The sequence below is a fragment of the Mesorhizobium sp. B2-1-3 genome (genome assembly GCF_006442495.1).
GTDB lineage: Bacteria > Pseudomonadota > Alphaproteobacteria > Rhizobiales > Rhizobiaceae > Mesorhizobium.
Map to the genome: position 1 here is coordinate 224153 of NZ_VFWL01000003.1, position 20852 is coordinate 245004.

A 20852-nucleotide genomic window follows, 5' to 3' on the forward strand; every position below is an offset into this window, starting at 1 on the left:
ATCGAGGAACGCCGGCAGCCGCCCCTGCCCGCCTGGTCGGGCTCTACATTTGTGACCAATATGTAAGAGGAAATAAATGCGCGTCATGTACTCGCAACGTTTTGGAATACAAAAGATTATCAACTTGGTTGTTGCTGTAGACGATCCGGCCTGCGAAAGTATTCACCGAGTAACTTAAGTGGTTGCTAAAGTATATGGAGGAATGCCCATGTCTGAGGGCTCGGGATACGCTGAAGCCATTGGCCATCACGGGGAACTGGTTCAAGGCGTTTTCGAGGATGAGGGCGCGCGGTTGCGACGCGCGCTGGTCTCGCTGCCCTGTCGTCATCTGAGGTCCAAAGCCAGGTTCAGCGCAAACGATAGCGATCACGTGACTGTCTGGCCAGCCTCGCGGGAGAAGGCTCGACGCGCGGCCGAGTTGACCATCAATGCATTCGGCCGGCCCGGCAGCGGCGGCCATCTCTCGATGGATAGCAACATCCCCATTGGCCGTGGCATGGGCTCCTCCACCGCCGACGTTCTGGCAAGCATCCTGGCGGTATTGAATTGGTTGGAGATCGATGCGGCGTCGGATGAGGTCATGCAGCTCGCGGTCAGCGCGGAAACGGCCTGTGACTCCACTTTGTTCAGGCAGCAAGCGGTGCTGTTTGCGCACCGGGACGGCATCGTGATGGAGGCATTCCGCAAGCCGCTGCCGCCGATCGACTTCATCAGCATCGATACCACCCCCCAGCTCACGGTCGATACGCTTGAATTCGAGCCGGCGCGTTACGGTCACCTGGAGATCGAGACCTTTCGGCCGCTTCGAAGCCTGTTGCGAACAGCCATCAAGAATGCGGACGCCCGCATGCTGGGCAGGGTTGCGACGGCGAGCGCGCGGATCAACGAGCGGTTTCTTGCCAAACCACGGCTGAGAGAGATCGAAACCGTCGGTGACCGCTTCGGCGCCATTGGCGTTCAGGTCGCTCACAGCGGCACGGTCGTCGGACTGATGTTCGACGCTAGAGACCAGAATGCATCCGTAAACATCGATCGCGCGGCAGGCGCTCTGCGTCAGTCCAATTTCGAGCCGACGATCTTTCGCCATTGAACGCCTGGCACGCAGGAGTAACCCATGTCGACCCGTGCGCTGATGCGAAAGCTGGAAGATTTCGAGGGCCCGCGCCTTGTGGCGCTCGGCGGAGCTCTTTTCGGCGCCAGCTTCTTCCTGATGAAGCTGCTGCCAGCCCGGTTCATGCTCGAGCGGGCTGTGGAACGCGATCAGTTGAAGCCTGAAGCCACGATCTGCGAATCCTCGTCGGGAACGGCGGCAACGGCGGCAACAACGTCGGCTGCTGCTCGACGCAAACGATCCCGGTGCTCGGCGGTCATGGCGGCAATGGAAGCGCCGGCGTTTCGCTTGTCTCCGGAGCCACATTCACTAACCTCGGGACGATCACCGGCGGCAATGGCGGCAGCGGTGGCAACGACAATGCGGCTCCCACCACGGGCGGCAATGGCGGCAATGGCGGGATAGGCGTCACGCACAGTCAGCGGATGTTAAAAAGCCCGCCACTGCGGAAACAGTGACGGGCTTCATCGGAGCCGGCCAGCGGAGGACGATGCTGGCCAAGGGTAGCAACGCTCCCCAAACCATCAGTTGCATCTAAGCGAACAAGGCCGCCCATCTTTCGAATAGCCGCCTTCGTGCACCAGCACCTTAGCAAGCAATTCCTGTTCACCAGCAACAGCCACGACAGTTCCGTTCGAATTCGGACTTGGCTAGGATCGCCTCGGAGAGATCGGGCCGATGGCAAGTTTCAAAGTTGAGGCGATGAACGGCACGAAGGTGATCAGCACCACCTCAGTGGAAGCCCACAGCCATGTTCATGCCGTTGTGAAGGTCGTCCAGCGACCACTGAAGCCCGGGCGAACATCCGGCAAACCCTGGGTGCGCGTCACCGATCTCGGCACGCGCAAGATCAGTGAGTTCGAATTCGCAAGTTACCGGAACCTCAAGTCTCCAGAATAATTTGCAGCACTAGAGGCCGAGCACTGGATCCAGAAAACCGCGGGATACGGCTGACGCGCTGGGCGGGCTTTCAGGAGCCATCGATGGCCGAATTTGTCGTGGAGGAGTTGACAAGATTGGGGCGCCAAGCGCCATTCAGGCGGCGTCCTCATCGAAGGGTCGACGGTGACGACCGGACGCCAACCCGGTATGATGTCGATACGCGTCACACACGACCAAGGTCAGGTCAGCGACTTTCGCTGATGACCGAATATGATGAAACAGCACGGCAACCGGGCTGCGCCGCTCCTGCCGCGAAATGCGGACCGGCGGTTCGCCGCCGTCAGCATCGTGGAGCGCGCGACGGACATCCGCGTCGCCAGCGTTCGAGATGCGGCCCCTGAACGTCGATTGAAGTGCAGGACTGCCTGCACCGCGACGTGAAGCCGAATTAGGCCGCAATTTCGAGGCTTTGGCGCGATCTTCTGGTCGCCTGGCTTTGCATCATCTTGAGAGTATGAAACACCGGGACACCCGCCAGCGCGGTCGTATACGATCGCGCCAATCTACAACCGCAGAACGTTTTGCTCTTTCGCGAATTGCGAAGAGGCAAATCCCAAGTAGAAGGTGCCGAAGCAATAGGAGTTCCAATAATTGCCGGAGCGGACCAATAGTGTCACTGAGATTGTCGAGCTAACCGCGGGTGTTGTCGCCGCATATGTCAGCAACAACCCCGTGCCGGCCGGCGAACTGCCAAACCTCATTGCGTCTCTACACGCTTCCCTGCCTGGTCTGAGCAAGCCTGCCGCGCCGGCAGTTGAGATGCAGGTCCCCGCGGTCAATCCAAAGAAGTCGGTTACTGCGGACTTCATCATCTGTCTTGACGACGGCAAGAAGTTCAAATCGCTGAAACGCCACCTTCGTTACCTTGGCATGACGGCCGATGAATACCGTGCCAAGTGAAAATTGCCAGCCGACTACCCGATGGTGGCGCCGAACTATGCGGAACAGCGGTCCGCTTTGGCAAAGGCGTCGGGTCTGGGGCGGAAGCCGGTCCCTCGGAAGAAACCTCCTGCCAAACCCACGGCCAAAGTCGCCTGACGCGAACTAAATCCTGCCCTTGTACTGGGCAGGCCACCGCCGGTGTGGCAAAAATGGAGCCATGACCCGCGCATCCATTGCCGAAGAGCTTGAGCGTGCCGCCGACCGCATCGCGGACATGCCGCGGCCGGATCTTCAAGTTATCCTTCGCCGCGCCGCCTTGATGCTGCGAAACGTCGCTGGCGTTCCCCTGGAGCCGGCAACAGAAGACGCGCTGAACTCGATCGCCGGAGAGATGAAGATCGGCCGGTCAGATCTCATTCAGATTGTGTTGCGCGAGTGGCTGGAAACCAACGCCTACCTGCCGGTGCGCCAAATCGATGAGGATAGCGAAACGGATGGGAGCGCTTAGAAACTTCCGCAATGATCATCGCGCCGATCAAACCAACGTGCGCCACCATCTTCCCAGCCCGCCTCTCCCGATTATAGCGGAACTCGAGGGCGATTTGTCCGTTCTTCCGATGTGTGATTCGAAGGAGAAGCCACGATGGATTGGAACCGCGTCGAAGGAAATTGGAAGCAGGTCAAAGGTAAAGTCAAGGAACAGTGGGGCAAGCTCACTGATGATGATATCGACCGCATTGGCGGCAAACGCGATCAGCTCGAGGGCCTGATCCAGGAACGCTACGGCATCGAGAAGGATCGCGTACGCCGAGATGTCGATGACTGGTATGGTCGGCAGGGCTGGTAGATACCAGGTTATGGAATTAGGTTCCGCTTGTCTCAATCGATCTAGATGGACTTCCGGGATCGAACCAGGGAGACTGGCCTGCGCTTCGCCGCATGCCGCTGCTGGCCCTGTACGGTGCGTCGAGCCGCGCACCACGTCGACCCTTTGCCTCCGCCGAAGCTGAAGCTCTGGAGATCCCAATGGGTTGGTTCTTCCTGCGCCCCTGCCAAGCTTGCGGCGCGCCTTGCGGCGGTAAAGGCCAACCAAATTTCAGCCAGCCAGCGGAAGCCCGCATCCAGTCACGCATCGAGCGACGTGCAATGGCCCGACGCTTATGTTAACGCTCGACACGCCGTCCTCCATCTCCTCGCGCCCAGCCGCCTTCCAGCATGCAGCCTAAGCTTCGCGTATAACCTTGCCCACCCGCGCCTGCGCCGGCGTTAGATGCCGGCATTTCTTCATGACGGTCGTAAAGTGGCTTTGGCTAGAGAACCCCGCTCACATGGGCGATCTCCGCAATGGCCATGCGCTTGTCGGCAAGCAGTCTCTCCGCCAAGTCGAGCCGCAGATTGAGAACGTAGTGATGCGGCGGCGCCCCGACTGTCCTGGAGAAAGCCCGCACAAAATGAGAGGATGAAAGCCCGCAAACCGCGGCCATATCGGCAAGCGCTAATTTGCGCGAGAAGTTCGCGCTCAGGAATTCCTGCACCCCGGGCATTGCGGGCAGAAAGCCCACCTTTTTCGTTCATCTGTGGATGCGGCGCTGCATCAGTTACGGAAATCCATTCCGGAAAATCATCATTGCGCCGCATCTTCGACCTTGTTACCTCCCGGTGGGAACACCCTGTGGCGCCTCTCAGCTCCCTCACGAAAAACAATTCGTTATTGTTCGATAGTCCGCGCATAGCATACGCACATTGGCGATCCAGAGAACCCCGCGCGGTAGCCTTCTCGAAATCAGGTCGAAGAGATATCGACCGCCTCACATCCAAGATCCAGATGCTTGCAACGGTACCTCGGCCGTTACGATAGGCGATCTTTCCCTCTGCGTTGTTGTCGCTATGGCCCTCCGACGTTTCTTTGCAGGAAAAGTCTCGTGGCCGGGCTGCTTCTGATTACAGAACCGTTCAAGGACCGCACCGGAGAACGAACCCGCAGCTTCGAAATACAGATCAGTCCGGGGAGAACGTTGAGGTGCCCGGTTGCATAGTCGGGACCGATCCGATGCAGACCGTTGGCTGCGTCGCTCGAGCGTCAATTTTTAATGTGCAGGTCAGACGCAGGCAGATCCCGTCATATCAACTGGACCTGCCTGTGATGTTTTCATCGCTATTGATTCGACCTAGGCGGCACGTTGGAGAAGAGAGCTCCTAGTCCCTCTGCGATCGTCAGGTGCGTGATGACGGCATCGCGAAGCTTCGGGTACGGCAGCTTCGCCAGCATGGCAGTCTGGATGGCAGCCAAGACCTCGCCGGCTTCGGAACCGATCATCGTGAACCCTAGGATACGGTCATCATCCCCGCCCACGACAGCCTTCATGAACCCCTGGGTTTCCTCAGTTGCTTCGGTGCGCAAGACGCTGCTCATCGGCAACTTTGCGACGCGCACGCTGACATCCTGGCGTTGTGCTTCGCCTTCGCTTAGCCCGACACGGGCAAGCGGCGGGTCGGTGAACATCGTGTAGGGCACCAGCCGATCGCGCGTGCTGCGGTTGCCGCCTGCCAGATTGTCCCTGACGATGCGGAAGTCGTCGACGGAGACATGCGTGAACTGCGGGCTGCCGGCGCATTCGCCTAGCGCCAGAACATCAGGCGCGCTCGTCTCCAGCCGCTCGTTGACCCGAATGTAGCCGCGTCCGTCGATTTCGACGCCAAGTTTTTCGAGACCAATTCCGGCAGTGTTCGGCACGCGCCCCGCCGCAACAAGGAGATGGCTGCCCTCCAACGTCGGCTCGCCTGATGAGGTGCGCACGGCCACGCTGATGCCTTCGCCAGAGCGGCCATGCACATTGAGAGGCTCCGCCCCTATAAGGAACTCGATACCTTCGCCAGCAAGAAGCCGACGCATCTCATCGGCGGCGTCAGGATCTTCGCGGCCGACGAGTTGAGGACCGGCTTCTATTACGGTCACGCGGCTGCCGAAACGGCGGTAGGCCTGCGCCAGCTCAAGGCCGACATAGCCGCCGCCGAGCACGATCAGATGCGGTGGCAAGACATCGAGCTCCAGGGCTTCGATGTGTGTAAGCGGTCGTGCCGCCTCAAGGCCGGGAATGCTCGGAATGGCCGCATGCGTCCCGACATTGATTGCGACTTTATCACCAACGAGCAGTCGCGTGCCGCCGCCGTTCAAAGCCACTTCGAGCGTCTTTGGCGCCACAAAACGGCCGCTCCCCATGATTAGCTCCGCGCCGCTGGTTTCGTAGGCGTTGAGATGGAAGGCGACCTCCCGGTCGATCATGTCCTGCTTGCGGCGGCGGACCTGCGCCATGTCGGTCACAGCGGGTCCGATGACCGTTCCGAACTCCGCGGCGTGACGGGTGAGGTGTGCGACCCGCGCGCTCCAGAGTTCATTCTTACTCGGCAGGCAAGCGACGGCTGGACAGGAGCCGCCGATCCATCGGCGTTCCACGACCGCAACCTTCTTTCCCGCGCGGGCCAGGTGCCATGCGAGCAGCTTGCCGCCTTGGCCGCTGCCGAGGATCACCACGTCATATTGTTCGGGCTCAGACATGAGTTCTCTCCGTCAGTTCTGGATGAAGGATATGAGGGAGGCCGACTCCAAGACGCTCCCGCAGTGCCGTCGAAGAAAGGCCGGCCGCCTAACGCTGGCCGCCGGAGGCCGTGATGCGTTCGCCTGTCAGCCAGGCGGATTGGTCCGAAGCGAGGAAGATTGCGACGCGCGCAATGTCATCGGGCCGTCCCAGTCGGCCCATCGGCAAGGTTGCTCCGATATTTCTGGCAGTCTCACCTTCGATGCCTGCCACCGCCAGACCCTCGGTCTCGGTCATGCCGGGTGCGATCGCGTTGACGCGGATATTGCGGCCCACGAGCTCGTTGGCGAGCGCCTTGGTGATTGTATCCACCGCGCTCTTCGAGGCGGAATAGATGACCGAATTCGGCACAGGATTGGTGCTCGAAATCGTACTAAGATTGATTACGCTGCCGCCGGCAGGGCCAAAGGCGTTTACGGCTTCCTGCGTCGTTAGGAGGATGCTCAGCACGTTGGTGTCGAACTGGCGATGGAATTCTGCTTCCGTCACCTCCTCCAAAGGGGCGAAGCGGTACACGCCCGCATTGTTGACGAGGATACTGGGCCTTCCGAACGCGGTCTTCGTTTCGGCGAACAGCCGCTTAACGTCGGCGCTCTTGCTTACGTCCGCCTGGATCGCAACGGCCTTGCCGTGGCCGCCCAGGATCTCGCCCACCACCTTGTCGGCATCGCTCTTGTTCGACGCGTAGTTGACGACAACGGCCGCGCCCGCCTCGGCGAACTGCCGGGCGATTTCCGCGCCTATGCCCTTCGATGCGCCGGTCACTATTGCTACTTTGCCCCTGAGATTGTCCATGGTCTTACTCCTTTCAGCTTTGTGAACCGCCGTTGAGTGGCGTGTTGCTCAGGAGTTAAATCATGCGCAAATCGGCGAGTAGCGCTGCCGATCTCATATAATGTATACGTATTCCGTATGAATGATCGGCTCCAGCAACTCGCGATGTTCGTTCGCACGGTGGAAACCGGCAGCTTCTCGAAAGTGGCCCGAGAGTTCGGATTGTCGCAACCCTCCGTCTCGCGGACGGTCGCGGCGCTGGAAGAACGGCTGGGCGTCAAGCTACTCACGCGTACGACCCGCGAACTTTCGCTAACTGATGCCGGCGAGGCGCTGCTTTCCCGGGCGCGCGAGGCACTTGCTGGGATCGAAGAGGCGGAGAGCGCAGCGCGTGGGGCGGATCAGTTGTCGGGAATATTGCGGGTGGCTCTGCCGGCGACTTATGGGGTGCGGCAGATCGTACCGCTGCTGCATGGTTTCTTGGAGCGGCATCCTTTGCTCAAGGTCGATCTCATGATGTCCGACCGCTACGAGAATCTCGTCGCAGAAGGCGCAGACATGGCGCTCCGCCTGGGCAACCAGCCGGACTCCAGTTTCGTGGCGCGTAAACTTGCCGCTAGCCGCCGTTTGTTCGTGGCCGCGTCTACCTATCTCGCACGACGCGGCACACCGACAAAACTCGCCGAGCTTAGTCAGCACCATCTCATTGGCGGTCCCAGTGATACGGGCGATCAGAATTGGACCGCCCATCGCGAAGGCGTTACCGAGGTTCAGCCCGTCAGCCCGCGCGTGCGAACCCGCTCTGCCGCAGGTGCTATCGCTTGTGCGAGCGCCGGCCTCGGTATTGCGATCGCATCGAGGTGGATGTGCGCGGACGAGCTTGTCTCGGGAGCTCTGGTTGAAATCCTTCCTGACTACAGCCTCGAGCCGGTGACCGCCTTTGTCGTGTTCCCCGCCGGGCGACGCCCTTCGCAGAAAGCCCGCGCCTTCAGCGACTATCTGGAGCAGGCACTGCGCTAAAAGGCAGAGTGCAGCCGCTACGCTGAGATCGACTGTTCGCCTGGCACTTTGCCGCCATTGAGAGCCGCTTCTGGCGCGCGTTCAGCACGCGCTGGAGCCTAGGAGCAGATCCGGCGCCTTCATGATAAATCGAGGTCAACCGGCCGAAACGCTGAACTCCTCTTGGCGGCACTTCACGGCCGCTACTGACCCAGCGAGACCTCCTCGCCGGCCTGCATAGGAACCGGTGAACAGGCCGGCCTTCAAGAAGGCCAGAAGCTCGCCCTGCGGTGTCTCGACGAAGATCGGCAAGCTCCGCACGGTCCTTCAGTTTTTTGGACATTCAGCGCTTTCTGAGGACGTCGCGCTCCATCGCGCTGACGCAATGTGGGCGAGCCACTCCTCCGGCAAGAGCGACACGATGAACGGTGGCAAGTTGCCTGGGATCGTCTCGCGAATGAGCAGCGTGCCGCCTGTTCGGTGAGCAGGCTTCCACCGCCTCTCGAAACCGTCATGGATCAGCTGTCCAAGCGAGATCCCGTGCCAGGCAACGAGAAACTCCAATGCGGACTTGTTGCCGGCGATTTGCCGGCGTCGGCCCGCGCCGAAAGATAGCGTTCTGCCCCTGCCCTTCCCGACACCAGCTGTTCTCACGGGCGAGCGCCCAAACCGCGTCCGCGGCTGCTTGCGGCGATCCAAACTCACCGATGAGACGCACAGCAAGTTGTGCCCGCATCTGCCCGGGTATCGCACTCGCATGGTCGCCGCGCAGCCGGAACGCTTCCAAAAACCCCTGTCGTGGGGACGAAGCATCGGTGCGCAACTCCCCCATGTCATCTCCAACAACAACGCCCATCGTCGACGGGTGGGCTGGCGCCTCATTTTGAATAATCTCGAGGGTGCGTAGGCGGGTGCGCTGGTTGCGTCGCCCGCTGATAAAAAGCCGCCCGTCCGGCGTAGGTCCGAGCAGAATCGCACTTGCCGATGACAGATACGCCGTTGGATAGAGATAACGTGCGATCCGAACGGCATGGTTCAGGATCGTGGTCTCGATGTCATCGGCAGCATCGACATAGATACCGCGAACGAGCTGAACCAATTCGCCTGCTTGCGAGCGCAGATGGGCATCGTGCGACTTCACGAGGCCTTCAGAAACTTGGCTCCTCTGACGTACAGCTGTGGCATGGGCCGTTTCAATTGGTCGTGCGCGCATTCGAAAACGCCGAGGCATGTTTGCAAGGCGGGCGGCGGTGCCCGATCCGTGGTCCAGCCCTGACTTGGCTTCTCGTACCGATCCAGCGCAGTCTCGGCAGGCAGACGCAGAGTGCTCCACCGGCGGGGCAACCCCACCTCGCTATCCTCTGCCAATTCGAGAGCCATTCATATCGGCACGTCTAGAGTGCAGGCTGCTCAACGCAGCCGTTCAACTCCTTCTCTCAACGCAACACCGGTCGCGCCGCGATCGACGATTGCGGCCTCTTGAAGTTGCTTGTCACGGCGCCCTTGCGCCTGCGTCGCCATCCGGGTTTGCGGTCGGCAATGGCAGGCAGACTCGACCGGCATCGCTGAAGTCGCAAGGGCAGCCGCCCTGCCCTACCAGGATCGCTGCAATGTGAGCTGCCCAATGATCTCAGTGGCTCGATTTCCGACAGAGCCCTTTACGACATGTAAAACTGGATTCCCGTGGATCGATCGCAATCGGGCGCGCCAATGAGGATCAAAAATTGCAGCGCCCCTGTGCGGTTTGAGCAGCGCTTGGCGGATGGCGTCCGTCAGCGCTGGGCGGGTTGGAACCGCCCTGCCAGGCACCGGTCCGCTTGTGCCACCCTCGACCTTTGACTGGCGCGATCTTTACTGCGGTAAAAACTTGCCCTTGTCGCAGAGAAAACATGCATTTAGCCACGCAGCGGCAGAGTCCTGGGTTCAGACGACAAGCAGCCGCTATGATCTCGCTATTCGGCAGTAAGACGCCTGCTGGTGGCGTTAACCTTCTGTTAACCCAAAACTTCTTGCCGGGCTGTCCGAATCGGAGCTTAATGGCGCTTGTTGAATAGTTTCTTCGCAAAAAGCGCCAATTCAGGTTTCGACAAGAATGAATATCGCCATGCGGCTACCACGCTTCGAGTTCGATGACAAAATCCTCGAGCAGGGTGCTGAGATATCGCGACGCCTCAATCAGTTGCGCATGGAGAAATTTCCACCCAACGCGACCAAGACGCTGCGTTCATTTTCGATGGCAGAAGTCGCCCACTATCTCGGTGTGTCGCAAAACAATCTGAAGCGGCTACACCTTGAGCGCAAGGGTCCTTTGCCGGAACAGATGCCTTCCGGGCGCCGCTCCTACACGGCCGCGCAGATACTCGAACTTCGCCATTTTCTGGACCAGCATGGCAGGACCGAGGTCAAGAAGTATGTCCCGCACCGCAAACCCGGCGACAAGCTCCAGGTCGTTGCGGTCGTCAATTTCAAAGGGGGCAGCGGCAAGACAACGACTGCCGCCCACCTTGCCCAGCACTTGGCTCTGACAGGTCACCGGGTCCTCGCGATCGATCTCGACCCGCAAGCCTCGCTGTCTGCTCTGCATGGATTTCAACCGGAACTCGACCGCAACCTCTCGCTCTATGAGGCGATCCGTTACGATGACGAGCGCCGGCCGATCTCCGATGTGATCGTGCCGACGAATTTTCCTGGCCTGGATATCATTCCGGCCAATCTCGAGCTGCAAGAGTACGAGTATGACACGCCGCTCGCTATGCAGGACAAATCCTCCGCTGCCGGCCGGCAGTTCTTCGTCAGGATTGCAAACGCCTTGTCCGAGGTGGACGACCGCTATGACGTGGTCGTCGTCGACTGTCCTCCGCAACTTGGCTATCTGACTCTAACGGCCATGTCGGCGGCGACGTCCGTTCTGATCACCGTTCATCCCCAAATGCTCGACCTGATGTCGATGAGCCAGTTCCTTTTGATGCTCGGCGGCATCTTGAAGACCATCAAAGCCGCTGGCGCGGCGATCGAACTCGATTGGTTCCGCTATCTGATCACGCGGTACGAACCGACAGACATTCCGCAAGCCCAGATGGTCGGCTTCATGCAGTCCATGCTTGCTGGCCAGATCCTCGAAAATCCCATGCTCAAATCGACAGCGATCTCGGATGCGGGCCTGACGAAACAGACGCTCTATGAGGTGGAGAAGTCGTCTTTTACCCGCTCAACCTATGACCGGGCGATTGAATCGCTCGACGCGGTGAATTCGGAGATCACGACACTTATTCACCGCGCCTGGGGACGGACATGACGACGCGGTTTACGGCAGTAAATAGTGGCAATTTTTGCCGTGAATTCAGTCCATTAGCCGCGAATCGGAGCGATTGAATGGCACGCAAGGACATTTTCGGAAGTGTCATGGGTCCCGCATCGGCAGTCGCCGATGCCCAGGACGTCTCGAGCTACGCCGTTCGTGGTGCATCACGGTCGATCATACAGTCGTTCCAGGAGCTCTCGAAGGGCTCAGTCGTCGATCTCGATCCGGATTTGGTCGACACCTCATTCGTGTCGGACCGTATCGACGATGACGATGAAGCGTTTCAGGAGCTGCTGGTTGCAATTCGGGAACGTGGCCAGGATTCTCCTGTGCTGGTCAGGCCCCACCCTGACATTTCGGGACGTTTTCAAACTGTCTTTGGCCACAGGCGCGTCAGGGTTGCCCGGCAGCTGGAACGGCCTGTGCGCGCCGTCGTCAAGAAGATGGACGATAGGGACCATGTCATCGCCCAAGGCCAGGAGAACGCCGCCAGAGCTGATCTGTCCTTCATCGAACGGACGCTTTTTGCCGACCGCATCCTCAAGCGGGGCCATTCGCCTGATACGGTGAAGTCGGCCCTCGCGCTCGACGATACGACCTTCTCGAAGATGCGCTCCGTGACCAGCACCATTCCAGAACAGGTCATTTTGGCGGTAGGGGCTGCCAAAGGCGTTGGCCGAGACCGCTGGTGGCAGCTTGCCAAGCTTATGGAACATCCTGGTGCGGCGGCGAAGGCCATGGAGTGCGTGAGCCGCGCCGATTTCGCGCAGCAAGGCAGTGAGGCCCGTTTTGCCCGTCTGTTCGACCTTGTGAGCGCCTTAGAAAAGCGCCCACGCGCAGCAGCGAAGCCCAAGGAGCGGGCGTGGATGCCCCAGGACAAATCCGTTCAGGCCAAGATCACCGACACGGGAAAAGTGTTTACGCTTGCCTTTAAGTCCAAGGAAGCATTGCCCTTCGGTACATTCATTGCCGGCAAACTCGATGAGCTTTTCGAGGCATTTCGGGAGTCGGAAATGGCGAAGAAAACAGGAGACTAAGACCGCAAAAGAAAAAGGCCCCCGAACGTCACCGTCGCGGAAGCCCTTCTCACGTCTGTAGCAAGCTGAGAATCGCATTTCCCCGAATCACTGTCAAGAGTCGTGGCGCCGTTTCGGCGAGCAGATTTCTTTTGCCTGATTGAAAGGTGAGGGAAATGGAGAGTGGGTACGCGACGACGCCCTTTGGGCGGCGGCCGATGACGCTTGCGCTGGTGCAGGCGAATGCGGCATCACGGGAGATCCCGCAAGGATCTGCTGTCGAAAAATGGCAAGTCTACCGTTGGCTATGTGAAGGTAAGTCCATCATCGGCGTGGGTGACCGCGCCCTGGCAGTGCTGAACGGGCTGTTGTCCTTCTACCCGGATGACCAGGTCAGTGAAGAAAACGGCTTGATGGTTTTTCCGTCGAACGCACAGTTGTCGCTGCGCGCGCACGGCATGGCCGAGTCCACGCTTCGGAGGAATCTGGCCGAGCTGGTGAGTTGCGGGCTGATTGTCCGCCGCGACAGTCCGAACGGCAAAAGGTTTGCTCGCAAGGGGCATGGCGGGAATATTGCGGAGGCATTTGGGTTCTCGCTGGCGCCGCTGCTGACACGGGCAGCGGAATTCCAGCGAGCGGCGGAGCAGGTCCGGTCCGACGCTCTGGCGCTCAAGTTGATGCGCGAACGGATCACGCTCCATCGACGCGATATTCAAAAGCTTGTCGAGGCCGCGATCGAGGAGGGCGCCGCGGGCGATTGGGGGGCGGTCTGGAGACGGTTTAGGGCTATCGTGGAGGCAATACCGCGCAGGGCCGGCCTGTCCGATCTGGAGAGCATCGTTGCAGATCTCGCCGAGCTCCACGATGAAGTGGATAGGATGTTGGAAAGCTTTATGAATTCCACGAATCCTAGCGCCAATGAATCCCATAATGAGCGGCAGCAATCTGATTCAAACACAGACTCTACTTTTGTATTTGAACCAGCTTTCGAAAAAAGCAGGGCGGCGGCCGAGCCAGCATCTCCTCCGGCTGAGAAGCCGAAAGGCTACCCAATTGGACTGGTGCTGCGCGCTTGTCCCGAAATTGCGGACTATGCCGTTAACGGGATCGGAAACTGGCGCGATCTGATGATGACTGCCGCCCAGGTGCGGGGATACCTTGGCGTTTCGCCCTCAGCTTACGAGGAGGCCTGCCATGTGATGGGCCAGGAGGTTGCCGCGATCGTGATTGCGTGCATCCTGCAAAGGGCGCAGCACATCAATTCGGCCGGCGGCTACTTGCGTGTGCTGACCGACAAGGCGAGGGCGGGAGAGTTTTCGGTCGGACCGATGCTCATGGCAGCCCTGAAGGCCAATGGGGCAACAGCAAGAATGACCGGATGATGATGAGCACCACAATTTGTGCGGGCGCTCGACCAAACGACCGCTCTGCCTGTAGATGCTTAGCCGACTTTGTCGTGTGAGACCTTGCCCCCTGCATGTCATCGCACGACCGGGCAACATTCTGATCAACCCAGCTTATGCCGTTTTTTACTGGGCCGCGGCTGTTTGGCTCCTGATCAGGGCAGGGGAGGGGCGTTACAGTCCTGAAGCCACCGGGCTCAAAAATGCTCCAGCCGGCGGCAGAGGCGCGACGGGTGTTTGCCGAACTCGCTACCTCGACATGCTCGCGCGCACGGTCGGCTCGATCGGCGTCCGTACTCGGGCGGTGGCAGCAGCCCGGGCTTGAAAGCTGCCGAGAACTGCCATATCTTTTGCACAAGAAATATGCCTCTCAATATGGTAGGACGAATTCTGTGGCCCCTGCATTCAAGATCCTCGAGCAGAATGGACCTCTCATCTTGTCCTATATGGACCGGAACGGGAAGATTGCGATCGAGCAGGTCGCGGACGGTTTTGGCATGTCCAAGGGCCAGTTGGCCCAGACCGCCGGTCTTGCGCGCGAGACCCTTTATCGCTCAGAGCGCAGCGCTGCGGTAAAGACACAGGGGCGTCTGCGGGAAATGCTCGAGATCATCAGTCGCGTGACGGATTGGGCGGGTGGCAAGGAGCAGGCGATGGCTTGGTATCGGGCTCAGCCGCTTCCAGCATTTGGCGGACGCACCGCTGAGGCGCTGGTGAAGGATGGCAAGGCCGCAGCGGTCCGTGATTATCTCGATCATATGGCCGTCGGTGGTTTCGCTTGAGGTTCGTTGGAACCTGCTACCGGGCACACGATCCACGTTGGGCATTCAAGCCGACTTCCGGCGAAGGGGCGGCGATCAGAGGTGCGCGATTAAATCCCAAAGGCGTGCCGGCGCTCTATTTGGCGCTGACCATCATGACAGCGGTCAAGGAAGCCAACCAGGGGTTCGCGCACCGGATCGATCCTTGCGTGCTGTGTTCCTATGAGATCGACTTCGATGACATCGTGGATTTGACAACGGACGAGGCGAGGGGAGAATTTTCTATCGCGCTCGAGGACATGGCCTGCGCCTGGGCGACGGCGCTTAGCGACGGAGAGCGCCCGGCGTCCTGGTCCGTCTACGACAGGCTGCGGCCTCGGAATATTGCCGGCATTGTGGTCCCAAGTTTCGCGCCGAGCGCCGAGAAGGAGGATCGTAACCTGGTCCTTTGGGACTGGGGTCCGGGTCTGCCGCACAAGGTAGCCGTATTCGACCCAAGCGGCCGGTTGCCGAAGGACCAGCTGTCCTGGAGATAACGCACTTTTCCGCATCCGAAGGGCAGGGGAGGGGCGAGCCCGGCCTATAGTCCGCTCGCCTTTGTGAGGTTGACACGGAAGCGATCGCGTCGGCGCTGATAGCGGCGAGTCATTTCAGCCGAGGCATGGCCGAGCTGCTTTTGCACATAGCGCTCATCGACTTCGGCCGAGGAGGCGAGGCCAGCGCGTAGCGAATGTCCGGCAAAGAGCTTTGCTCGTTCACCTTCCGACAGATCGCCGCGCACGCCGGCCGCCAGCGCAGTGCGCTTGACCAGGCGCGCGACCTCCTGATCGTTGAGCCGATCGGCGCCGACCGCCTTGCCCTGCTTGGTGACGCGCCTGAAGAGGGGACCGTGCGCGATACGGGCGAGCTTGAGCCAGGTCTGCACCGCGACAACCGGGCAGGTGGCATCGGACGACCCGCGCCCGACTTCAACCTCCCGCCAGCCGGTCTTGCCGCGAAGCGAAACCAGCATGCCCTTGTCGAGGATATCGATCCAGCCGCGGCCGTCCTCAGTCTGGTCGCGGCCGACGTCCAAAGCCACGATCTCGGAGCGCCGCAGGCCGCCGGCGAAACCCAAGAGCAGCATGGCGCGGTCGCGCAGGCCGCGCAAGGTTCCGCGGTCGAGTGTTTCTAGCATAGCGGTCAGATCCTCGGGAAGGATCGCCTCCTTCTGCCGGGGCGGGGCGGCGTGCTTGTTGCGGATGCCGGCCATCACGGTGGCGATGTGCCGATCCTTGCGGTCCAGCGGCTGGCCGCGCTGCGTGTAGTTCCAGGTCAGGGATGACAGGCGGCGCTCGATCGTCGCTACCGCCTTTTTGTCCCTTCCAGTGCCCGAAGCCTGCGCGGTGATATAGAGGCCGACGGTCTGCGGGTCCGGCCGCGATGGATCAAAAGACTGGCGCCGGCACCAGGCGCAAAAATGCTTCCAGTCGGCTGCGTAGGCGCGACGGGTGTTCGCCGAACTTGCTGCCTCGACATAATCGCGCGCACGGTCGGCGAGCTTTTCGAGATGCGTAGGCAACGATGTCTGTCGCGGGTCAAGGACCGACGGGAGAGGGGAGGGGCCTTCATCCGACCGCCCCATCTCCATGACGACGTCGACAATGTCCGGCAGGTCATCGGCGTCGATTGCGTCGGTGGACACCATCAAATTACGGGCTTTGCCCATCCAGCCTCGTCCATTCTAATGTCGCAGCAATGCGATTCTTGCGAGCGAAGGTGCGGCCAAAGTCCGGAATTGTCCACCGCGAGCTGTGTGACGGAATAGCTGAGGGAATTGTGTCCGCTCCGGTCTTGGTATCGCATCAGCGGGAGCGCAACGGGCCTGTCCGATCCAGGGATGGCCTCTCAAGGGTGGTCTCTCCTTGTTTTCATGTTCAACATCCTATTCCGTTCAACAGATGGAGATCCCAAGATGACCATACGTGGCGCAGCGACAGCCGCAAGCGAGGAGCGGATCGCCCACACCCGCAACCGTCTGGTGCTTGAGCAGGCGAGGGCGGTCGGCCTGCTTGGCGCGGCCAAGAACACCCGCCTTTCCGGCAGGGTGTCGTCGGAATTGATCGAGGCGGCAGAGAAGCGCGCCCATGTGAGCTCAGACACCGAACTGCTTGAGCTCGCCTTGTCGCGGCTGGCGCTCGAGGATGATTTCGGCGCCCGGCTCGTCGGCCGCAAGGGCAGCATCTCCGCGGACATCGATCTTGGCATTTGATCTAGGCGGCGCACTGCGGTCCCTAAAACCTCAGCGGCGCAGCGCTGGGCTGGAACGGCGACCGGATTCCGCCCTGTCCTGGGCAGGTGACCAGTCGCCCGTCGGCGGCGTATTGCTCCTCGACACCAGCGTCTATCTGGATGTCCTGCAGGGACGCACGCCCGAAGCGGTCGATAACCTTCTGACCTATCGGCTCTGTCACCACTCGGCCGTCTGCCTTGCCGAGCTCAGCCATGTGTTCGGCCGGCTCGATCCGGCGCACCCGACGACAAAGTCGGTCCCGGGAGCCGTTGCAGATACGATTGAGGATATTCCGGCGCACCGGCTGCATGCACCCGACGCCAACGCTTGGGAACGCGCCGGCATGCTGGCCGGCCTGTTGTTCCGGCTGAACCATCTGCCGAAAGGGGAGGGGCATGAGCGCCGCTTCCTCAACGATGCGCTGATCTTTCACCAGGCCGGTATGCTTGGGGCGACGGTCCTGACCGGCAATGTTGGCGATTTCGATTACCTCAGCCAGCTTGTTCCGTCGGTGCGGGTGATCTTCTACCGGGCAGCGCCAGGTTTGCGCCCGCAGGCGTAAAAGCGTCAGTGGGATGCACCAGCGCTATCGTTAGCCGTTCCAGGAAAGACCGTCGCGCTGTGGGATGGTCCGGAGGGTCGCTGGGCGTGAATTTTGGGCTTCTGCTCGACGAAAACGGCCATTCGTCCTTGTAGCCCACTAACGAACGATAATGCAACATTATCATTCGTTTGATATGTGCGACAAGTGCGGCGGTTATGTGCAAATAGATTGCTAAAAGCGCCGCCGTGATTCATCGTGCTTGCGATGATTCTGCGACCCAAACCCTCTCTGTCTCGCCATGGCGTGCTCGGCGGCGCCCCTTCGATCGCACCGATGGCAACGGTGCCGGCTTGGTTGCGCCGGGCCATCCCCGATGCGCAAAGCGGTGCAGGAAAAGATATTGAGGACGTGGCGCTCGTTGCCGGCGCCGCCATCGGCGCACTCGATGCGGTGGTTCGGCGGCAGGAGCGGTGGGCCGGCGCCTGGCGGCAGCGGCTGGCAATTTCGGCGGCCGCGGCAACGGCAAAGCAGGCCGGCCGCGTCGAGGACGAAGCGGCCTTGCGCGATGCCGTATTGCTCACAAGACCGGGCGACAACGTCGGTCCCGCCGGCCTTTTCCTTCTTGCTTGGCGGCGGCTGGCATCTCGGCCAGCGCACGATCTGCTGACGGAGAAAAATGTCGAGGCGGTGCTGGAAGATCTAGGTCTCACGCTCAACGATGAGGCGGTCAGCGACCTGACGGACGATCTGCGACAGCTTGCCGCCAACACCGGCACGGTCGAAACGCTGGTCGGAGTCTTCGCGGTCGCGGAGCGTTACGGCTTCCGGCGCGTTCTCGGAGCCTGGCTTGCCGATGTCTTGCTCGCGCAGCGGCTAGGCTGGACACATGCAATCCCTTTGTTGGGCGCCGAAGTGACCTTAGTTGTGGGTACGGGCCGGGCGCGTCGACCAGTGACTGCCGCTCTGGCTGCCGGCGCCGAAACGGAAGCCGATTGGGCCAAAAGCCTGCTGGCCGCGCAGGCGCGCGCTGCGCTGCGCGCCATTGATCTTTTCGCCGAACTCGAGCGCCGCGCGGAACGGCTGCTTGCGGTTGCGCCGAAACTCAGGGCCAAGGCGGCGGACGTCGTCGTGGAAAAGCTGCTCTCTGACGACTCGATCGTCGCCTCGGAACAAATCGCCGGCATGAGCGATCGCGGCCTGCGCCGCCTGTTTGACCGGCTGGTCGAGCTCGGTGCCGTGCGTGAATTGTCCGGCCGCGCCACCTTCCGCATCTACGGGCTGTGAAGACAATGGCGGAGAGTGCACGTAGGCGAGGAGGGAGCCGGCTAGATGACCGTCGATCAGCTGACCAGCTGTTTGACCGGGAGCTGGATCACCTGCCGCCGGAAGCGCGCTGGCGCGAATGGATGAACCGCGTCGAGGCCACGATCTTTGCGGCCAGCGAGCCAGTCGACCGCGAAATGCTCGCCCGCATCGTCGGGAAAAGCTGCAGCATTGATCTTCTCATCGACGACATCCGCGAGGAGCTGCGCGGCCGCCCTTACGATCTGGTTTCGGTCGCCGGCGGCTGGAAACATTTGACCCGGCCTGCCTATGCAGACGCCATCCGCGCTGCTGTAGGTGGAAGTGGGAAGACGGCCGACCTTACGCAGTCGGAGGTTTTGGTGCTGATGTGCATCGGCTACTTCCAGCCGATTACCCGCGCCGAACTGTCGTCGTTCTTCGGCAAGGAGATCAGTCGCGATTTTATTGGTCATCTGCGCGGTGCCGGCCTGATCGCTTCCGGTCCGCGCAGCCCAACGCCGGGCGCGCCCTACACCTACGTGACGACAAAAGAATTCCTGCTGGAGTTCGGGCTCGACACGCTGCGCGACCTGCCGGATTTCGAAGCCCTCGAAGACGCGGGGCTGTTGTCGAAGGAGAAGCTGCTGGCGGGCGACATCATGCCGGAATTTTCAATCCAGCAAAACTCCAACGGCGAGATCGAAGATTAAATGCCCGCTAGCTATTAGCATCCACGCAGATGGTGGATGGTGCTCGCTCCAAGCGTGAGAAATCGTTGACGGGCGAAAGCGGTTAGGAGTTGGATAGCTGCGCAGGGGGAAGAGCCATGCCGCTCAATCTACGTATCGGGATACTTGTCGTCGGATCGCTCGATTGGGAGAGCAAAAGCTACGGCGGGCATTTTGTCGGAAAGCCGGATCAAGTTCGCATGAAGTGGCGGGAGACACGCCTAAAAGCAGACAAGCGGTCGATCCAATACGTTCGTGTCCCGATCCGGTATGGCCGGCGGTCCTCTAGTCGTGGCAACACCTATACGATGGTTTTCTCGCCTGAGCTTGGTCCACGACTTGGTATTGGCAAAATCTTCCGCTGTCACAATCCTGCCAACGGCATCGACGATTTGGTGCAGGAGGCCAAAGAACTCTGGAGAGCGGAGCAGCCAAATGGCAACGACGTAATCTCCGCAGGCTGGGGATGTGTCGCGATCCTGACGTCGCCCGGCTTTCTCGACCACGAGGACGCTGCGGATCGAACGAAGCTGCTGGAAGATTGGGCTGCCTTTACGGAAAAGCAAAGCCGTTACGCTGATTTCGCATTTTCCGCCGCCGACCGCGCCGCCGCCGGGGATAGGCCTGTGATTGAAAATGGCCGCCTCAACATCCCTTGGCCGAACTTCAGAAACAACTGGCCGCTCTCGCTGGACGTGGTTCTGCTGACAGCGACCAAACCGAAAATTATGCTGAAGGGAGCATACTGCACCGCGCAAGAGATCGCCGACGCTTGGAAAAAGAACAAGAAGGAAGATTACTATTTTCGCAACAATTTGCTTGCCGGAATTCGAACGGCAGACGATGAGGAAATCAAAACGTATCTAGACGGCTGAAGTGTTGCCGTAGTGCCTTAGGGTCGCATCGCGTCATAGGTTTTGCCAAGGTGCCTTGCGCTGCTGGCTGGACCAACCCAAGCGCCCCATCGTGAGAGAAGGGAGACGCAGTCAGCAAGCATGATCGGAAGAGCTTGCTTGGTCCCGACATGAGGATCGCATCCTCGATGCCGGGTGCTCCTTTTCGAAGTGAGCCTAGTGCACCGTCGAGCCAATCAGGTCCCATGCCGCGGCCAAGGTGATAATTTCGCGATCCAGTGCTGAATAGATTTTGCTTGCACAACCTGATCGTAAGCGAGCTGCAAAGCCGCCAATCGCCTTCGGGGAGTTCGCTTTAGCTCTCAGCTTCCCCGATGTGACTAAC

The 20852-nt window shown here is 60.4% G+C and carries 21 protein-coding genes and 1 pseudogene; 17 read left to right on the forward strand and 5 right to left on the reverse strand.

Going from position 1 to position 20852, the window contains the following annotated elements; translation table 11 throughout:
• Positions 1–208 precede the first annotated feature (208 nt).
• The 6 genes and pseudogenes from FJ973_RS08230 to FJ973_RS08260 all read left to right on the forward strand — a co-directional run bounded on the left by FJ973_RS08230 (position 209) and on the right by FJ973_RS08260 (position 3782).
• Entirely contained in the window at positions 209–1090 is an 882-nt protein-coding gene (locus FJ973_RS08230) for a GHMP kinase (RefSeq protein ID WP_140523070.1), read from the forward strand.
• Positions 1091–1114: 24 nt separating this feature from the next.
• Positions 1115–1516, forward strand: a complete 402-nt coding sequence (locus tag FJ973_RS30820) for a hypothetical protein (RefSeq protein WP_181165400.1) — start codon at positions 1115–1117, stop codon at positions 1514–1516.
• A 273-nt stretch (positions 1517–1789) separates the two neighbouring features.
• Complete coding sequence (locus FJ973_RS08245; RefSeq protein ID WP_140499723.1) at positions 1790–2011, forward strand: hypothetical protein; 222 nt, start codon at positions 1790–1792, stop codon at positions 2009–2011.
• A 633-nt stretch (positions 2012–2644) separates the two neighbouring features.
• Positions 2645–3091 (forward strand): annotated as a pseudogene (locus tag FJ973_RS08250) (MucR family transcriptional regulator).
• A gap of 61 nt (positions 3092–3152) precedes the next feature.
• Positions 3153–3443, forward strand: a complete 291-nt coding sequence (locus FJ973_RS08255) for a hypothetical protein (protein WP_140499721.1) — start codon at positions 3153–3155, stop codon at positions 3441–3443.
• 135 nt (positions 3444–3578) lie between these two features.
• Positions 3579–3782, forward strand: coding sequence for a CsbD family protein (locus FJ973_RS08260; protein WP_140499719.1), 204 nt, complete (start codon positions 3579–3581; stop codon positions 3780–3782).
• 463 nt (positions 3783–4245) lie between these two features.
• Here FJ973_RS08260 and FJ973_RS31285 read toward each other — a convergent pair whose 3' ends face one another.
• The 3 genes from FJ973_RS31285 to FJ973_RS08275 all read right to left on the reverse strand — a co-directional run bounded on the left by FJ973_RS31285 (position 4246) and on the right by FJ973_RS08275 (position 7326).
• Complete coding sequence (locus FJ973_RS31285) at positions 4246–4497, reverse strand: AraC family transcriptional regulator (RefSeq protein WP_224646664.1); 252 nt, start codon at positions 4495–4497, stop codon at positions 4246–4248.
• A 593-nt stretch (positions 4498–5090) separates the two neighbouring features.
• Positions 5091–6491, reverse strand: coding sequence for a mercuric reductase (locus FJ973_RS08270; protein WP_140523077.1), 1401 nt, complete (start codon positions 6489–6491; stop codon positions 5091–5093).
• An 88-nt stretch (positions 6492–6579) separates the two neighbouring features.
• Positions 6580–7326 carry a glucose 1-dehydrogenase gene (locus FJ973_RS08275; protein ID WP_140499716.1) on the reverse strand — a complete coding sequence of 249 codons (747 nt, stop codon included), beginning with the start codon at positions 7324–7326 and terminating at the stop codon, positions 6580–6582.
• A 117-nt stretch (positions 7327–7443) separates the two neighbouring features.
• On the opposite strand from FJ973_RS08275, the gene FJ973_RS08280 reads away from it, so the two are divergent.
• Positions 7444–8325, forward strand: coding sequence for a LysR family transcriptional regulator (locus FJ973_RS08280; protein WP_140499714.1), 882 nt, complete (start codon positions 7444–7446; stop codon positions 8323–8325).
• Between the two features lie 490 nt (positions 8326–8815).
• Here the strand turns inward: FJ973_RS08280 and FJ973_RS08285 are convergent, their stop codons facing one another.
• Positions 8816–9445, reverse strand: coding sequence for a HipA domain-containing protein (locus FJ973_RS08285; protein ID WP_210239470.1), 630 nt, complete (start codon positions 9443–9445; stop codon positions 8816–8818).
• Between the two features lie 951 nt (positions 9446–10396).
• Here FJ973_RS08285 and repA point away from each other — a divergent pair.
• The 5 genes from repA (at position 10397) to FJ973_RS08310 (ending at position 15321) form a co-directional block, all read left to right on the forward strand.
• Positions 10397–11599: a plasmid partitioning protein RepA gene (repA, locus tag FJ973_RS08290; protein ID WP_140499712.1), complete on the forward strand. Its 1203-nt coding sequence runs from the start codon at positions 10397–10399 to the stop codon at positions 11597–11599.
• A gap of 77 nt (positions 11600–11676) precedes the next feature.
• Positions 11677–12642, forward strand: coding sequence for a plasmid partitioning protein RepB (gene repB / locus FJ973_RS08295; protein WP_140499711.1), 966 nt, complete (start codon positions 11677–11679; stop codon positions 12640–12642).
• 155 nt (positions 12643–12797) lie between these two features.
• Positions 12798–14003 carry a plasmid replication protein RepC gene (gene repC / locus FJ973_RS08300; protein WP_140523080.1) on the forward strand — a complete coding sequence of 402 codons (1206 nt, stop codon included), beginning with the start codon at positions 12798–12800 and terminating at the stop codon, positions 14001–14003.
• A 467-nt stretch (positions 14004–14470) separates the two neighbouring features.
• The gene (locus FJ973_RS08305) at positions 14471–14806 is read left to right on the forward strand and encodes an MbcA/ParS/Xre antitoxin family protein (RefSeq protein WP_181165405.1); all 336 of its coding nucleotides are present in this window, start codon (positions 14471–14473) and stop codon (positions 14804–14806) included.
• Positions 14803–15321, forward strand: a complete 519-nt coding sequence (locus FJ973_RS08310) for an RES family NAD+ phosphorylase (RefSeq protein ID WP_140523085.1) — start codon at positions 14803–14805, stop codon at positions 15319–15321. Before FJ973_RS08305 ends, FJ973_RS08310 begins: the two co-directional genes overlap by 4 nt.
• 44 nt (positions 15322–15365) lie before the next feature.
• Here the strand turns inward: FJ973_RS08310 and FJ973_RS08315 are convergent, their stop codons facing one another.
• A complete protein-coding gene (locus FJ973_RS08315; RefSeq protein WP_140523089.1) occupies positions 15366–16493 on the reverse strand; it encodes a site-specific integrase in 1128 nt (375 codons plus the stop codon).
• Positions 16494–16739: 246 nt separating this feature from the next.
• On the opposite strand from FJ973_RS08315, the gene FJ973_RS08320 reads away from it, so the two are divergent.
• The 5 genes from FJ973_RS08320 (at position 16740) to FJ973_RS08340 (ending at position 20488) form a co-directional block, all read left to right on the forward strand.
• Positions 16740–17036 carry a hypothetical protein gene (locus tag FJ973_RS08320; RefSeq protein ID WP_140523092.1) on the forward strand — a complete coding sequence of 99 codons (297 nt, stop codon included), beginning with the start codon at positions 16740–16742 and terminating at the stop codon, positions 17034–17036.
• Positions 17026–17619 carry a type II toxin-antitoxin system VapC family toxin gene (locus tag FJ973_RS08325; protein ID WP_140523095.1) on the forward strand — a complete coding sequence of 198 codons (594 nt, stop codon included), beginning with the start codon at positions 17026–17028 and terminating at the stop codon, positions 17617–17619. The genes FJ973_RS08320 and FJ973_RS08325 overlap by 11 nt, the downstream gene beginning before the upstream one ends.
• A gap of 246 nt (positions 17620–17865) precedes the next feature.
• Positions 17866–18885 (forward strand): DUF1403 family protein, encoded by a 1020-nt coding sequence (locus FJ973_RS08330; RefSeq protein ID WP_140523097.1) that lies wholly within the window; start codon positions 17866–17868, stop codon positions 18883–18885.
• A gap of 5 nt (positions 18886–18890) precedes the next feature.
• Positions 18891–19595: an SMC-Scp complex subunit ScpB gene (locus tag FJ973_RS08335; protein ID WP_181165401.1), complete on the forward strand. Its 705-nt coding sequence runs from the start codon at positions 18891–18893 to the stop codon at positions 19593–19595.
• A gap of 116 nt (positions 19596–19711) precedes the next feature.
• Complete coding sequence (locus tag FJ973_RS08340) at positions 19712–20488, forward strand: hypothetical protein (RefSeq protein WP_140555423.1); 777 nt, start codon at positions 19712–19714, stop codon at positions 20486–20488.
• Positions 20489–20852 lie beyond the last annotated feature (364 nt).